At 71.0% G+C, this 15,366-nt stretch carries 13 protein-coding genes and 3 pseudogenes; 6 read left to right on the forward strand and 10 right to left on the reverse strand.

Annotated elements, in window-relative coordinates:
• Positions 1 to 2 precede the first annotated feature (2 nt).
• Together ACWD4G_RS40420 and ACWD4G_RS40425 are read left to right on the forward strand one after the other, a co-directional pair.
• Positions 3 to 941: a VOC family protein gene (locus tag ACWD4G_RS40420; RefSeq protein WP_451302776.1), complete on the forward strand. Its 939-nt coding sequence runs from the start codon at positions 3 to 5 to the stop codon at positions 939 to 941.
• A 108-nt stretch (positions 942 to 1,049) separates the two neighbouring features.
• Positions 1,050 to 2,021, forward strand: coding sequence for a fumarylacetoacetate hydrolase family protein (locus tag ACWD4G_RS40425; protein WP_451302778.1), 972 nt, complete (start codon positions 1,050 to 1,052; stop codon positions 2,019 to 2,021).
• A gap of 23 nt (positions 2,022 to 2,044) precedes the next feature.
• On the opposite strand, the gene ACWD4G_RS40430 is transcribed toward ACWD4G_RS40425, so the two are convergent.
• The 6 genes and pseudogenes from ACWD4G_RS40430 to ACWD4G_RS40455 all read right to left on the reverse strand — a co-directional run bounded on the left by ACWD4G_RS40430 (position 2,045) and on the right by ACWD4G_RS40455 (position 8,034).
• Positions 2,045 to 2,335, reverse strand: a complete 291-nt coding sequence (locus tag ACWD4G_RS40430) for an alpha-L-rhamnosidase C-terminal domain-containing protein (RefSeq protein ID WP_451302780.1) — start codon at positions 2,333 to 2,335, stop codon at positions 2,045 to 2,047.
• A complete protein-coding gene (locus ACWD4G_RS40435; RefSeq protein WP_451302802.1) occupies positions 2,320 to 3,840 on the reverse strand; it encodes a family 78 glycoside hydrolase catalytic domain in 1,521 nt (506 codons plus the stop codon). The genes ACWD4G_RS40430 and ACWD4G_RS40435 overlap by 16 nt, the downstream gene beginning before the upstream one ends.
• Positions 3,841 to 4,102: 262 nt before the next feature.
• Positions 4,103 to 4,306 (reverse strand): annotated as a pseudogene (locus ACWD4G_RS40440) (glycoside hydrolase family 78 protein); the annotation flags it as partial.
• A gap of 35 nt (positions 4,307 to 4,341) precedes the next feature.
• Positions 4,342 to 5,355, reverse strand: coding sequence for a zinc-dependent alcohol dehydrogenase (locus tag ACWD4G_RS40445; protein ID WP_451302782.1), 1,014 nt, complete (start codon positions 5,353 to 5,355; stop codon positions 4,342 to 4,344).
• A gap of 31 nt (positions 5,356 to 5,386) precedes the next feature.
• The gene (locus ACWD4G_RS40450; RefSeq protein ID WP_451302784.1) at positions 5,387 to 6,757 is read right to left on the reverse strand and encodes an FAD-dependent oxidoreductase; all 1,371 of its coding nucleotides are present in this window, start codon (positions 6,755 to 6,757) and stop codon (positions 5,387 to 5,389) included.
• An 83-nt stretch (positions 6,758 to 6,840) separates the two neighbouring features.
• Positions 6,841 to 8,034, reverse strand: a complete 1,194-nt coding sequence (locus tag ACWD4G_RS40455; protein ID WP_451302786.1) for an epoxide hydrolase family protein — start codon at positions 8,032 to 8,034, stop codon at positions 6,841 to 6,843.
• Positions 8,035 to 8,118: 84 nt separating this feature from the next.
• Here ACWD4G_RS40455 and ACWD4G_RS40460 point away from each other — a divergent pair, with 84 nt between their 5' ends.
• Positions 8,119 to 8,724 (forward strand): TetR/AcrR family transcriptional regulator, encoded by a 606-nt coding sequence (locus ACWD4G_RS40460; RefSeq protein ID WP_451302788.1) that lies wholly within the window; start codon positions 8,119 to 8,121, stop codon positions 8,722 to 8,724.
• A 55-nt stretch (positions 8,725 to 8,779) separates the two neighbouring features.
• On the opposite strand, the pseudogene ACWD4G_RS40465 reads toward ACWD4G_RS40460, so the two are convergent.
• The 3 genes and pseudogenes from ACWD4G_RS40465 to ACWD4G_RS40475 form a co-directional block, all read right to left on the reverse strand.
• Positions 8,780 to 9,097 (reverse strand): annotated as a pseudogene (locus ACWD4G_RS40465) (transposase); the annotation flags it as partial.
• A gap of 40 nt (positions 9,098 to 9,137) precedes the next feature.
• Entirely contained in the window at positions 9,138 to 10,184 is a 1,047-nt protein-coding gene (locus ACWD4G_RS40470; RefSeq protein ID WP_451302790.1) for a cupin domain-containing protein, read from the reverse strand.
• Between the two features lie 11 nt (positions 10,185 to 10,195).
• Entirely contained in the window at positions 10,196 to 11,077 is an 882-nt protein-coding gene (locus tag ACWD4G_RS40475) for a fumarylacetoacetate hydrolase family protein (RefSeq protein ID WP_451302792.1), read from the reverse strand.
• 217 nt (positions 11,078 to 11,294) lie between these two features.
• Between ACWD4G_RS40475 and ACWD4G_RS40480 the strand changes: the two genes are divergently transcribed.
• Entirely contained in the window at positions 11,295 to 12,230 is a 936-nt protein-coding gene (locus ACWD4G_RS40480; protein ID WP_451302794.1) for a LysR family transcriptional regulator, read from the forward strand.
• A gap of 102 nt (positions 12,231 to 12,332) precedes the next feature.
• Here the strand turns inward: ACWD4G_RS40480 and ACWD4G_RS40485 are convergent, their stop codons facing one another.
• Positions 12,333 to 12,674 (reverse strand): hypothetical protein, encoded by a 342-nt coding sequence (locus tag ACWD4G_RS40485; protein ID WP_451302796.1) that lies wholly within the window; start codon positions 12,672 to 12,674, stop codon positions 12,333 to 12,335.
• A 762-nt stretch (positions 12,675 to 13,436) separates the two neighbouring features.
• Here ACWD4G_RS40485 and ACWD4G_RS40490 point away from each other — a divergent pair.
• The gene (locus ACWD4G_RS40490) at positions 13,437 to 14,918 is read left to right on the forward strand and encodes an alpha/beta hydrolase (RefSeq protein ID WP_451302798.1); all 1,482 of its coding nucleotides are present in this window, start codon (positions 13,437 to 13,439) and stop codon (positions 14,916 to 14,918) included.
• A gap of 111 nt (positions 14,919 to 15,029) precedes the next feature.
• A pseudogene (locus ACWD4G_RS40495) lies at positions 15,030 to 15,366 on the forward strand (cytochrome P450); the annotation flags it as partial.

Raw genomic sequence — 15,366 nt, forward strand, 5'->3', positions numbered from 1 at the left:
ACATGTCCAACCGCCTGCTCACCCATCTGCGGCACGTCGACCTCGCCGTGCCCGACTACGACAAGCAACTCGACTTCTACTCCGGCGTCTGGGGCCTGACCAAGGTCGCCGAGGACACCGGCATCTCCTTCCTGGCCGCCGAGGGCAGCCCCGAGCAGTACATCGTGCGGCTGCGCAAGGCCGAGGAGAAGCGCCTCGACCTCGTCTCCTTCGGCGCCGGCACCCCGGCCGACGTCGACACGCTCGCCGAGCAACTCGCCGCCGCTGGAGTGCAGTTGATCTCGCAGCCGGGCAAGCTCGACACCCCCGGCGGCGGCTACGGCTTCCGCTTCTTCGACATCGACGGCCGCACCGTCGAGGTCTCCGCCGACGTCGCGGCGCGGCAGCACCGCAGGATCGAGGAGAAGGAGTCGATCCCCGTCAAGCTGTCCCACGTGGTCCTCAACTCCGCGGACCTGGACAGGACGAAGGACTGGTACGAGACCCACCTCGGCTTCCGGCTCTCCGACACGCTGGAGTCGCCGTACGTGGGCAAGGTCATGCACTTCATGCGGATCAGCAACCAGCACCACACGATGGCCATCGCCGGCGGCCCGCACACCTCCCTGCACCACATCTCCTTCGAGATGCGCGGCCTGGACGAGTACATGTACGGCACCGGCCGCCTGCTGCGGGCCGGGGTCCGCAAGCTCTGGGGGCCGGGCCGGCACATGGCGGGCAACAACACCTTCTCCTACTTCCTCGACCCGCACGGCAACACCGTCGAGTACACGACGGAGATGGAGGAGCTGGACGAGGACACCTGGCACCCGCACGTCTACGACTTCTCCCAGCCCGAGGTCACCGACCAGTGGGGCACCGCCAACCCCATGAACGAGATGCTCGCCAAGGAGTCCTTCAACGACCCCGACCACGGCGTGTTCGTCGCCCCGCCGGTCTGACCGGCGAGGCTTCTTGAACCCCGGGGACGCGGCGCATCCTCTGTCGCCCCGCCGGCCGCGTCCCCGGCTCCCGCCCCCATCCGAGAACCGAAGTCTGGAGCCGCGCCCATGCGCTTCGCCGCCTACGAACACCACGGTCAACGGCACGTCGCTGTCATGGGGGAGCAGGGCGTCCTGCACCCCGTGAACGGTGCACGGTCGATCATCGAACTGCTCCGGTCCGGCGACGGTCCGGGCGCCCTGCTCGACGCGGGCACGGCCGCCCTCGGAGGTCCGGCGGCGCCGCACGTGTCCGACGTACGGCTGCTGCCACCGCTGGAGCCGCCCACCGTGCGGGACTTCGTGACCTTCGAGGAACACGTCGAGGGCATGATGCTCTCCCTGGGAGGCTCCGCCGGGGTGCCCGACGCCTGGTACGACGCCCCCACCTTCTACTTCTCCAGCCCCTACGCGGTCATCGGTCCGTACGACGACGTGCCGGTCCCGCCGGGCAGCCGGGCCCTGGACTACGAGCTCGAAGTCGGCGCCGTCATCGGCACCGGGGGCCGGGACCTCACCCCGGAGCGGGCCCGCGAGCACATCGTCGGCTACACCGTCTTCAACGACTGGTCGGCACGCGATCTCGCCTCCCGCGAACTGCAGGTGGGCCTCGGCCCCTGCAAGGCCAAGGACACCGCCACCACCCTCGGCCCGTACCTGGTCACCGCCGACGAGCTGGAGCCGTTCCGCGACGAGGACGGCTTCCTGCGCCTCGCCCTGACCGCGGAGGTCAACGGCGAGGTCATCGGCAAGGACCTGCTGTCCAACATGAGCTGGACCTTCGAGGAGATGGCCGCCTACGCCTCACGGGGCACCGCTCTCCGGCCGGGCGACCTCCTCGGCTCCGGCACCTGCGGCAACGGCGGCTGTCTCGCCGAACTCTGGGGCCGGCACGGCGAGCGGACCCCTCCCCCGCTGAAACCCGGTGACACGGTCACCCTCACCGTGGAGGGCATCGGCTCGGTGTCCAGCACCGTGGTGGAGGGCGCCGCGCCGCTCCCGGTCCCGACGGCCCGCCGTCGCAGCCGGCAACGGCCGTGACCAGGGCGGCCTGAACATCGTCGTCAGTCGTGTCCGGGCCATGGGCAGGTGAGCGTGTGGGTGCCGACGGTGAGCGTCTTCGGTGCTCCCGTGCCGACGTGCACTCGGGCCGTGCTCCCGGGCGGGACGGTGACGTCCAGGGTGATCGTCTCGCCGTCGCGGCGCCAGCTGCTGGACGCGGCTCCGTAAGGGGTGGCCACGGATGCACGCGCCGACGTGAGACCGCCCCCGACGTACGGACGGATGCCGATGGTCCGGTAGCCGGGTGCGGCCGGGGCGACACCGGCGACGTATTCGGTCAGGAATCGGGCCACCGCCCCGAAGGCGTAGTGGTTGCGGGCGCGTACGTAGTCGTCCTGGCGGTCGGTCCGATGCGGCCGTCGGCGTGCAGGAAGGCGGCCCGCCAGGCCGTACGAACGGTGTCGGCGAGATCTCCGTAGCGCTCGGCGTCCTTCTCGCGTCCGATGAGAGCGGCGATGTCGGCCAGGCGCCGCGCGGAGTGCTCCAGGTAGGCGGTCGCCACGACGGCCCGGGTGCGCAGCAGGGAGTCCCGCATGGACGTGACGAAGGACTCCCCGGGCCGCAGCCACTCGCCCCAGTGCCAGCCGGTGTCGACGAGGTACCGCTCCAGCGCACCGACGTGTTCGCGCCGCAGCCGTCTCAGAACGCTGCGGTGCCGGCGGGCGCGCCGGACGAGTTGCTCCACCCAGGCCGTCATCGCCGGGTACTGGCGCTCCAGGACCCGCTGGTCTCCGTAGTACTGGTACAGCGTCCACGGCAGGAGCACCGCGCTGTCGCCCCAGCCCGCGGAGGTGCGCGTCAGACGGTCCAGTCGTGACGGACCCTTGGAGAAGGCCGAGGACTCCGCCGGGACGAACGGCGGCACGGTGCCGTCGGGGTGCTGCTCCAGTGCCAGGTTGTGCAGGTATCGGCGCAGGTATGCCTGGACGTCGACGAACGTGGTGGCGGTGGGCGCGAAGACCTGGATGTCGCCCGTCCAGCCGGAGCGTTCCCGGGTGGGGCAGTCGGTCGGGGTGTCGGTGAAGTTGGAGCGCAGCGACCATTCCACGTTGGCATGCAGCCGGTTGAGCCGTTCGTCGGAGCACTCGAACGTTCCTGCCTCGGGCAGGGCGGAGGACAGGACCACCGCCTCCACGTCCTCGGCCGGCAGGTCGGCGGTGAGGCCGTCGACTTCCAGGTAACGGAACCCGTGGATGGTGAACCACGGCTGGAACCAGGTGTCGGTGCCGTTCAGGGTCACCTCGTCGCGCTGGCACCAGCGCTTGGTCCCCGGCGTCAGTACGTAGTCCAGGTCCAGTTCGCCGTCGGGCCGCAGCACCTCGCTGTGGGTGAGCCGCACCACCGTGCCGGCGGGGCCGCGAAGGCGGATTCGGGCGACGCCGGCGAAGTTCTGGCCGAAGTCGACGATCTGCTTGCCCGACGGGGAGCGACGCACCGATACCGCGGGCAGTCTCCGGATCTCGGTGACCCGCTCGACGTCCTCCGCCACCAGGACGGTGTCACGGTCCATGACCCGGACCGGGGCGAAGCCGGCCGGGGCCACGGGCGCGGTCCTCCATTCCCGGTCGTCGACGCGCAGGTCCACGCGCTCCCCGTGCATCGGGTCGGAGGCGAGGATCGGGCCGCCACCGGCCTGCCATGTCCCGTCCGAGGCGAGCACCGCACGGGTTCCGTCGGCCAGTTCGAGATGCACCTGCACCAGCCCGGCCAACTGGTCCCCGTAGACGGCCCGGCGGGAGAAGGCCCCGAGGCGGCCGCGGAAGCGGGGTCGTGGCCGTTGACGAAGAACCGGTACCAGCCCAGCGCCGACACGTAGGCACGCGCCCGCACGACCTCCCCGGCCGGCTCGGCGGTGCCCCGCGGGTACAGCGCCCGGTAGTCCTGGCCGGCCGGGGCCTCACCGGTCACCCAGCGGGCCGTCCACAGCGACGGGTCGAGGACGCCGGTCTCGAAGAACGCCGGGGCGCTCCACGGGCCGGGGTCCTCGCCGCCGGTCCACACCCGCACCCGCCACCAGTGATCCGTGCAGCCGGCCAGCCCGGCTCGGCCGGACGGACGCCGAACTGCCGCGGCGAGTCCACCCGGCCGCTGTCCCAGACCAGCGCGCCGGCGCGGAAGTCGTCGCCCGTGGCGACCTGCGCCTGATACGCCGACTGGTCGGCGGCACCGGCGGGCAGCCGCCAGGCGAGCTCGGGCCGTGCGGAGCCGATGCCGCGTGGTGCGCGGCGGGTGTCGGTGCGCAGATCGACCGGGACGACTGTCATGAGGCTCCTCCTCGGGGCCGGAGCGGGGAGACCGCTCAGTCGAAGGTGATGACGACCTTGTCCGTCGCCCCTGGCGTGGCGGCGAGTTCGAGGCCTTGCAGTACCTGGCTGTAGGGCACCAGGTCGCTCGGGATGACCGCGTACCGGTCCACGTTCTCGATGATCGAGTCCGTCACTTCGAAGATCTCGGTCGGGTAGCCCATGGAGAAGCGCAGATCGACCTCGCTCATCAGGGCGGACTGCAGATCGATCTCGACGGGCTTCTTGTGCAGGGCGATGACCGTGATCGTCGCCCCGTGCTTGACGGCCGCGAACGCGGTCGTGATCACCGCGGGCACACCGGCGGCGTCGATGTAGACGTCCGTGCCGGGCTTGGCGTCGCCGAGCAACTGCGGTACCTCACCGTGCAGTTCCTTCAGTCGGCTGATGACGTCCTCCTCCGCGGAGTTGATCACGGCGTCCGCGCCCACCTTGAGCGCCTTGTCGAGCCGGCCGGGCACCACGTCCACGACCACGACGTGCGCGGCACCCTTCGACTTCAGTCCGATCGCCGCGCCCAGGCCGATCGGCCCGGCGCCGAACACCACGGCCTTGGAGCCGGCCCCGGCCCCGGAGCGGTTGACCCCGTGGTAGGCGACCGCCATCGGCTCGTTCAGCGCGAGCACATGCCAGGGGATGTCGGAGGGAACCACCCGGAAGTGCGAGCCGGGCTCGGCGTCACGGAGGACCAGGACCTCCGACAGCCCTCCTTGTGCGCCGCCGTTGCCGATGATGCCGTCCGACGTGGCCATCGGGTTGACGACGACGTGATCGCCGACGCTGACGCCGTCGACCGCCGAGCCGACCTCGATGACCTCGCCGGCGATCTCGTGCCCGATCGGCAGGTCCCCCTGCTGGAGCGGGGTCCCGCCCATGTGGATGTACGCGGTGTCCGTTCCGCAGATCCCGCAGGCCTTGACCCGGACCAGGACATCCGTGTCTCCGGCGGGCGGCTGTTCGGCCTCCCGCACCTCCACCGAGTCCGGTCCCGTGACAATGGTCGTCTTCATTTTCGTTCTCCTTGCGTAGATCGTCACTCGTTCAGAGCGTGGTGGTCACGCGGGGATCGATCCCGTCCCTCTTCAGCAGATCCCCCAGGTGGGAGGCGAGGAGTGCCGCCGTGGCACGGTTGTCCTCGTCCTTCATCTCCGGGAGGTCGACCAGGGCGGCCGACAGACGTGAGCCGAGCAGCCACTCGAACAGTTCGGGTGAACCGGACCACCGGTGCAGCCGGTCCATGCGTATGCCGTAGAAGGACAGCAGGTCGCGGGAGGTACTGGGGTTGAGGGCCGGCGGTGCCAGGCTGTTGCGGGTCTCGTCGTCGAGGTCGAGGCATTCGAGCTTCGCGGTGACGGCGGCGCTGGGGGCGAGCAGACACGGCAGCAGCGGCTGGAGTGTGATCGTGTCGTCCTCGAAGACGGGCGTCAGCGGCTTCTGGGTGAGCCCGTCCGCCGAGCAGTCGACGTACACCGTCCCCGGCGCCGCCGCGACGGTGCCCTCGTCGAGCTGGACGCCGCTCGCGTCGATACGGCGTACGCGTCCCAGCCGAACCACGTGCTCGATCTGGCGGAGTCGGACGAGCTCGGCGGAGCTGACCGTCGCGCACCGGAAGGCGCTGGGCGTGATGCCGGGGTCACGTCGGATGACGAGGTCCAGCTCTTCCAGCGCGCTGATCGCGTCGTCGGCCGAGGGGGCCGACTGGAGCTTCGTCAGCTGGCGGAACTGGGGCCCGGTCCCCTCGTGGCCGCGGTTGATGAGCCAGGCGTCACGCGAGGCGATCCAGGTGATCCGGTCGGGGTCGACGCCGTGGTCGAGCAGCCACAGGCAGGCGTCGAGGCCCGTCTTCCCGGCCCCGATCACCGTGAACCGCTCGGGCGTGCCGCCGAGGTCCACGAGCTGGTTGACCGGGACGAGCGGCACACCGTCCTCGACGTCGTAGTTCACACGCCGCATCGCGGGCACGGTGATGTTCATGTACGTGGCGTCGACGACCCGCTTCCTGACGACGATCTCGGTGCTCGCCCCGTTCACGAGGGAGCGTGCCCGCGCCGTCGAGGGCCGGCCGGGCGTCACCTCGTCGACGTCGTGCATCGGCAGGTGGGTGACGCGGCCCGAGGCGAGCAGGGTCTCGCGCATGACGCGGTCGTAGTAGTCGAGTATCTCGTTGCGCGAGGCGAGAGCCGTTCCGAAGGAGTCGCTGGGCATCGGGCGGGAGTGGACGCCGTACACGTTCGACGGGCCGTGCAGCCTGACGAACGGGTACGACATGGTCCAGTGACCGCCCGGGGCGTGGTTGCGGTCCACGATGGCGACGGTGTGGCGGCTCTCGTTGACGAGGACGTCCGCGAAGGCCATCGCTGTGGCGCCGGCACCGATGACCAGGTAGTCGACGGTGATCGTGGTGGGGGGCATGTGCACCTTCCGTGGGGGTGTTGTCGTGCCGTGGTGTTGTCGGTACGAGTGCGCGGGACGCACCCGGCTTTCGCGGACCGCGCTCAGCGCGCCGCGGGGCGCCGGTGGGGCCGGAAGAACGCTCTGATGTCCTCGACCAGGGCGTCGGGCTGTTCCAGTGCGGCGAAGTGCCCGCCGCGGTGGAACTCGGTGTAGCGCTGGAGGTTGAAGGAGGCCGCGACGACCTCGCGTGCCGCCGGGAGGATCTCCTTGGGGAAGGCCGCGAACGCGGTCGGGGCGGTGACGGGCCCCGGCGTGGCCGGCCCTGCCTCGGCGGCCATCTCGTGGTAGAGGCGGACGGAGGTGCCGATGGCACCGCACAGCCAGTACAGCGTGATGTCGGTCAGCAGGTCGTCCTTGGAGAACACCGACTCGACGTCCCCGTCGCAGTCGCTCCAGCTGTGGAACTTCTCCACGATCCAGGCCGCCAGACCGGCCGGTGAGTCGGCCAGCGCGTGGCCGATGGTCAGCGGTTTGGTCATCTGGAGGTGGGAGTAGGCGCCCTCCGCGGCCTGCCAGTCGGCCGCGCGCCGCAGGTGCGCGGCGCCCTGCGGGGTCTCGGGGGTGGCCTGCCCGGGGAAGAAGTTGAGATGGATGGCCGCCACCCCCTCGTCCGCCGCGTGGTGGGCGCGGGCCAGCGCCGCGGTGACGAAGGAGCCCCAGTCGCCGCCCTGGGCGATATAGCGCCGATAGCCCAGCACGTCGGTCATGAGCGTGTGGAACGCCTCCGCGATCGCGGCCGGACCGACGCCCGGCCGGCCGGGGTGGGGTGAGAAGCCGTACCCGGGCAGACTCGGGGCGACGACGTGGAAGGCGTCCGCCGGGTCCCCGCCGTGGGCGGCGGGGTCGGTGAGCGGGCCGAGGATCTTGTGCACCTCCCAGAACGACCCCGGCCAGCCGTGGCTGAACACCAGCGGCAGCGGGTCCGGGCCGTTTCCACGGGCATGCACGAAGTGCAGCCGGAACTCGCCGCTGTCGGTGGTGACGTCCGCTTCGAACTGGGGCATCCGGTTCAGCCGGCGCTCGACCGCCCGCCAGTCGAACTCCTCGGCCCAGTAGTCCACGAGTTCACGCAGCTGTCTGGTCGGAGTCCCCGCCGACCAGTCCAGGTCCGAGTCGAACAGCCGGCTTCGGCGCAACCGCTCCCGCAGATCGTCCAGCTCCCGCTGCGGCACGTCGATGACGAACGGACGCGCGGTTCCGGCTGTCCTCACCTGCGCATCACGAGGATCAGTCATATCTACAGCGTACGCCTTTATTGGCAGAGACTGTCAAGTAAGGCACTCTCAGCCGAACATGACTCATGCTGTAGCATTACGGGGATGGAACAGAGAAAGCCCACCCTGCGCGACCGGAAGCGGCTCGCAGTGCAGGAGGAGGTCCAGGCGGTCGCCGTGGACCTGTTCGTCGCGAACGGCTACGAATCCACCACCGTGGACCAGATCGCCGCGGCGGCCGGGCTGTCACCGCGCAGCTTCTTCCGCTACTTCGCCGGCAAGGAAGCGGTGGTGACCCACATGCTCGACAAGGCGGGCACGGACATCGCGGCCGCGTTGACGGCGCGCCCCTCCGAGGAGGAGCCGTGGTACGCGCTGCGCCGCTCGTTCGACGACGTGATCGAGGCACTCACCGTCGGCGACCAGGCGCTGGCGATGATGCGGTTGATCTACGACACTCAGGTGCTGTACGCGAGCCACCTGCACCAACAGGCGCAATGGAACGAGGCCATCGCCGAGGCACTCCTCCCACGGCTCGCTGAGGCGCCGTCCGGCGACGAGCCCCGGCTGCGCGCGGGCGCGCTGGCCGCCGCCGGCGTCGCCTGCTTCGAGTACGCCCGCCGGGAGTGGGTCGCCTGCGACGGCAAGCGCCCCGTGGCGCGACTCCTCGACGTCGCCATGGCCGCCGTCGCCCCGCTGCCCGGGCCGTGACGGCCGGGGCGGCCGTGGGCCCTGCCGTCGAGTTCCCCCCTGCCGCGAGCCCGTCCTTGAGGAAACCGGTGTCATCGACGATCAGCGCGGTCGGGTTGATCACCTGCTGCATCCCGCCAGGCCAGGCGGGCGCGGACGTGTGCCGGACCTGATCCCACGGGCTGGTGGTGATGAAGTTCGCCAGGGCTTGCCGGTTGCCGTCCTCGCCGAGGCGGGCGACCATCGGTTCCACCGACTCGCGCCGCCCGTCCAGCAGCAGGCCCTGCAGATAGACCGTTCCCCACCGGCGTTGATCCGCCCGCGCGAACGGCTCGAACATCTCCGCCGCGAAGTCCTCCAGATCACACCGGACCGCAGCCAGCTCCCCACCCATCACCGACGTCCCGGGACAACCGCACCTCAAGGCCTCGGCGTCACTCGACGTGCTCCTCGCGGTAGACGCCGAGGGCCTGGTGCACGGGCTCGTTGGTGTACGACATCAGGATCGCGTCGGTGGAGCGGGAAACGTTCCGGTGCCGGTGGACGGTCCAGCCGGGGACCGCGAAGACGTCCTTCTCCCCCCACTCCAGTACGGTGCCGTCCACTTCCGTACGGCCCTCCCCCGAGACCACGTGGTAGATCGTGCCGGCGGTGTGGCGGTGCGCGGCGCCGTCGAAGCCGGGGCGCAGCCGGGAGATCCGGCAGGAGATCGTGGGCATGACGGGGCCGCCGGTGTGCGGGTTGCTGTATTCCAGTACGACTCCGTCGTAGCGGCTGCCCGTGACGTCGTCGCCGATGGCCGCGAGGGCCTTGCTCGTCTCGCTCCACGGGTAGTTGCCGATGGGCGAGTTGATGCGGTCCGGCTGGACCCACAGGGGGTTGAGCCGGCCGTGGATGTACTGCCTGCTGGACAGGTCGTCCGGCCGCCCGGCCGGCTGTGAGCGCTGGTCGTAGAGCTGGAAGAAGCCGGCCTCCAGCGCGTTGACCAGTGGGTAGTCGAGCCCGTCGAGCCACATCATCGGGCCGTCGCCCTCGTGGTAGTGGTCGTGCCAGTGCCAGCCGGGGGTGAGCAGCAGGTCGCCCGGCCTCATGTGCACGCGCTCGCCGTCGACGGTGGTGTAGGCGCCCTCGCCCTCGATGATGAAGCGGAAGGCGTTGGCCGTGTGCCGGTGCGCCTGGGCCGTCTCGCCGGGAAGGATGATCTGGATGCCCGCGTAGAGGGAGTTGACCGTCGCCGGGGGTTCCGTCATTCCCGGGTTGACCAGCATCAGGACCCGGCGCTCCGCCTCCTCCAGGGAGAGGGCGTCGGCGAAGTGCAGCATGTGCGGACGCAGTTCGCGGTAGTTCCAGAGGTGGGGCACGGCCCTGCTGCGCGGTTCACCGGCGAAGAGCTCGCCGTAGTACCGCCACAGCGGCGCGGCGCCGAGCTTCGCGATCGCGTCGTAAGGGTCGGTGCCCTCGCCCGTGGTCTCGGTGGTCATCTCGGCCTCTTTCACAGGTGCGCGGAAGGAGCGGGGGCCGGACTCAGGGTGGCGCCGACGCGCCGGCCGTAGGGAATGGCCCCCCGGTCGGAGACGGTGACTTCGAGTCGGCCGATCGCGTCGATCTCGACCGCGACGCGGTCGCCGTCGGCCACGGGACCGACGCCTTTGGGGGTGCCCGTGGCGATGATGTCGCCCGGTTCGAGCGTCATGACCGAACTCGCGTAGGCGACGAGGGTGGGGACGTCGAAGATCATGTCCGCGACGGTGGTCTCCTGACGGAGTGTGTCGCCGACCCAGCAGCGCAGGCCGAGCACGGCGGGATCGGGGATCTCGTCCGCGGTGACGATCCACGGCCCGACGGGGGTGAACGTGTCGAAGGACTTGCGGGTCGAGCGGTCCTCGGTGGAGCGCATGCTCATGTCGAGCAGGCAGGTGTAGCCGAAGACCGCCGTCATCGCCTCCGCCACCGGCAGGTCGCGAACCCGTCGGCCGATGACGACGCCGAGCTCGCCCTCCTGGTCGAACCGCATGTCGGTGTAGGGCAGGACGACGGTGCCGCCGTGCCCGATCACGCTGGTCCGGGCCTTGAGGAACAGCCCGAGGTCGGCGACGGTGTGCTCGACCGTCATCTCCGCCTTGTGGTCGAGGTAGTTGACCGGGGCGGCGATGACCTTGGGAGGTGCGGGCAGCGGACACGCGAGCGTGATGTCGGACAGGCGGCGGCGAACCGGGCCGGGCATCAGCTCCGGGGCTTCCCCCTCGGCGACGGCCGCGATGAGGCCGTGGAGGCGACCGCCGCCGAGGCCGGACGGCACGGTGTCGGTGATGTCGACCACCGTGTCCCCCTCGACGACGCCGAGACGGTCTCCGTCGAAACGAGCGAGTTTCATGGCTTCCCCTCCTCGAACCCCGTCCAGGACGGGGACCGGCTCGGTGGCTCGGCGCACCACCACGGACCAGGTTCGTTTCCCTGTAGCACCGGCGACATCGCCGCGTCGCACGACTAGCATCGGCCCAGCCGCACGGCCCACGGAAATGATTGATGCGTATGCCTGTCCATTCGTGCGCCGTATGAGAGGGACCGAGGACCGGGAGCCGACGGTGCACATGCCCAGTCTGGATCTGAATCTGATCGTCGTGCTCCATGCCCTGCTGGAGGAGCGCAATGTCACGCGGGCGGGCGAGCGGGTGGGTCTGAGCCAGCCGGGCACGAGCACGGCCCTGGCCCGGCTTCGGCGGCACTTCGACGACCCGTTGCTGGAGCGGACCGCCGGCCAGTACGTCCTGACGCCCTTGGCGCAGGCGCTCCACGACCAGCTGGGGCACACCCTCGACGACCTCCAGCTGCTGCTGGCCGCCAAGCCGCGGTTCGAGCCGGCCACGGCGGAGCGTCGGTTCGTGGTCCAGTGCTCGGACTCGGTGCTGGAAGTCCTCGGGTCAGGTCTGCTGGCCGCGGTCGCCCGGGCGGCGCCCGGGGTGAGCCTGGACTTCCGGGCCATGAACGACTCGGTGGTCAGCGATCTGACGGGCACGCTGCGCGAGATCGATGTCCTCGTCGCCCCGCGGGAGCTCTTCTCCCCTTCCGAGGTGCCGAGCGCCGAGCTGTACCAGGACAGCTGGGTCTGTGTCACCTGGCAGGGAAACGGTTCCGTCGGCGACCGGCTCACCCGGGACGAGGCCGCGCGGGCGCGCTGGGTGATGCCGTTCAAGCACCGGTTCGGGGCCTCCCCGTCGGACGCGGCCATGGCCGCTCTGGGCATCGACCGGCACTGCGCGGTGCGGGTGGAGAACTTCGCCGCCGCGGGCCGACTGGTGGTGGGCACCGACCTGCTCATCCTCACCCACCAGCGGCTGGTGGAACAGCACCGCGACCCCGAGCTGCGGGAACTGACACTCCCGTCGTCGCTGCCGCCGTTCACCGAGGTCGCGTGGTGGCATCCGGTACGGCAACTCGATCCCGGCCACAGCTGGTTCGTCGACGTGCTCACCAAGCAGGCGCACGCCCTGCACCGCGCGCCGACGGAGCCACCCACCGCCGTGTAGTCGCCACTGGGCCGGGGCAGCAGCGCCGAGCGCCTTGACCGATGCGGCTCACTGATCTTGCGCAACTGGCCGAAGGACGACCGCCCTTGAGGCGAGCCCGGTCTACGCGCCAGCCGCCCCGCGAAGGTGGCTCAGGGCCCGTGCCGCGGCGTGGGCGCCGCACATCCCGTGGGCACCGGGGCCGGGCGGGGTCGCCGCCGAGCACAGGTAGTGGCCGGGCAGTCCGCTGTCGTAGGGCTGGGTGGTCAGGCGTGGTCCGGCGATCAGCTGGGGGATGTCCTTGGCGCCGGTCATGATGTTGCCGCCGATGTAGTTCTGGTTGTACGCGGCGAATCCGGGTGCGGTGCGCACCGCGCTGCCGATGATCCGGTCACGGAATCCCGGGGCGAACCGCTCGATCTGGGCGACGATCGCCGCAGCAAAAACGTCCGCTCTGACGTGCACGTCAGAGCAGTCTTGAGATGCATTCATCCCCAGCGTGAACGCCGGGGCCTTCGGCGAGAGTCCCGGTATGCGCTGGACCGCTGATCGCGTGGACGGTGGGCCGGCGCTTCGCTCGGTCGGGTGGGCCCACTCGTCCGAAAGGACAGGAAACGGCCGAGCCGCTCATGGAGCCCGTGGGACCGCCGGCACCGTGCCGGGGCCCCGTCGCCGGGTGTCCGCCGTACGCCCGCCGCGTCAGGAGCCGACCCGGCGGGCGTGGAGCCCCATCCCCGACGCGGGAATCGCGGTCGTCGAGGAGGCTCACGGTCCACGGGCACGGCCTTGACCTGCCCCGACGCATGCTCGCCGATGGCCGACGCCGTCACCGACCGGCACACGGCGCTCCTCAAACGATCATGCTGCTCTCCGTGACCCGTCCGGAGGTCTGCCGCAGGGGCCGCGCCTCCTTCGCGCACACCGCGGACCGGTTCACCGCGCCAAGCTCGGCGGCGGACGTCGTCACCCGCCCCGCCCTCGAACCGGCCGTACGTTCTGCGCCGCGGCACGGTCGTCTTCGTGCCGTACCTGTTCGGCCACGAGTGAGCCGACCGGCGACCGGCACACGTACTCAAGCGACCCGGCGGAGGTCGGCCGTTCGGACGAGGCCGGCTCCGGTGGTCTGGCCGATCGGCCGAGGCGGCGCCGGCCCCGGTGGCCGGAAGGTAGGACAGGGCACCTCGCCCCTCCTGTCCGCAGCGGTCCGCACCCGAGAAAGACGCCTCCATGCGCCGTACCACCACCCTCGCCGCCCTGGCCACCGCCGGTGTGGTCGCCGTCCTGGCCCTGCCCGCCGCCGAGGGCACGACCACGTCCGCCGACCGCACCGGCCCGCTCGTCCGGTACTACAGCCAGCAGTTGACATGGAAGCGGTGCGAAGCCGACGAACCCGCCTCCTACCAGTGCGCCTCCGTCACCGTCCCCGTGGACTACGCGCACCCCGACGGCCGGACCCTGCGTCTGCGCGTCTCCAGGCTGCGCACCAGCACCCCGGCCAAGCGCCACGGCGTGCTGCTGTCCAACCCCGGCGGCCCGGGGAACCCCGGACTGTCGGACCCGGTCCAGCTCAAGGACGCGCTCGCCAAGAGCGTCCTGCAACGCTACGACCTGATCGGCTTCGACCCGCGCGGCCTGGGCGCCAGCAGCCCGGTGCGGTGCGGCCTGACGCAGGACGAGGCGGCACTCACGGAGCCCTACCGCCCGTACCGGGCCGCGACCTTCGCCCAGGACACCGCGCGCGCCCGGGACATCGCCGCCAAGTGCGCCACCCGCAACACCGCCCGTGACATGGACGTCATCCGGGGTGTGCTGGGCGAGAAGAAACTGTCCTACATCGGCTGGTCGTACGGCAGTTACCTGGGCTCCGTCTACACCCAGCTCTTCCCCGGGCACAGCGACCGCATGGTGCTCGACAGCGCGCCCGACCCGAACCGGTTCGGCCGGGGCACCGCCCTGGCCATGGCGGCCGGGGCCGAGCCGGCCTTCGAGGAGTGGAGCCGGCTGACCGCCGGCCGCGACCGCACCTACCACCTCGGCGACACGCCCGCGAAGGTCCGCGCCGCCTTCTGGAGGCTCGTCGCCCGCGCCAACCGCACGCCCCTGCTGTACGAGGGCGACGACCTCGACCACCAGGGCGACGTCCTCACCGGTGCCGACATCCGCTCCTGGCTGCGGTGGTCCTTCGGCGCCGATCCCTACCAGGCCGCCGAAGACGTCGTCGCCCTGCGCTCTTCCCGCCCCGGCCGCGCCACCGGCCCGGACACCGGCCCCGCCGACGCGGCGGACGACAACAGCGCCGGCCTCAACTGGGCCGTCATCTGTGCCGACAACACCGCGTCCTGGCCCCGCGACCCGTCCCGCTACCAGCGCGACGCCCGCCACGAGAGCGCCCGCCACCCCCTCTACGGCGACTTCGCCGCCAACATCACCCCGTGCGCCTTCTGGCCGCGCGGCGCCGAACCGGCCACCCACGTCGGCAACAAGGTCCCCGCCCTCGTCGTCCAGAACCAGTGGGACCCCCAGACCCCGCTGTCCAGCGGTCGCGCGATGCATCGCGCCCTGCGCGGCTCACGGATGGTGTACGTCCACGGGGGCCGGGGCCACGCGGTGTACGGCTTCCCCGGCGCCCCGGCATGTGTCACCCGCACCGTCGACGCCTACCTCACGGGCGGACATCTGCCGGCGAAGGACGTCACCTGCTCCTCCTGAGACCGGCGCACCCCCTCGCCACACAACCCTCACCATCAAGTGGTAGCTGGATAACACTTACCTGGTAGCGTGCGGAAGGCCTCACACCATCACGCGACGGGCGGGACGAGGATGACGCACGTGCCGGAGTTACCGCTGGAGATGCGGCGGAACGGATTCGGGCCGGTCGAGGAACTGGCCCGCCTGAGAGACGGCGAGGGCGTGGTGCCGACGCGGACACCGTTCGGCGGGACCGCGTACCTGGTCTGCCGCTACCAGGACGTACGCGAAGTGCTGTCGGACCCGAAACGGTTCAGCTCCGCCCGCGTCCTGGCCGGAGTCGGCGGCGCACCGGAGGAAGAGGCTCGGGCGACGATGCTGGCGGGGATGCTGCCCGCGTTCGACCCGCCGGAGCACACGCGCCTGCGGCGGCTGCTCATGCCGGAGTTCACCGTGCGCCGGATGCGCG

The sequence above is a fragment of the Streptomyces sp. NPDC002643 genome (assembly GCF_053592555.1).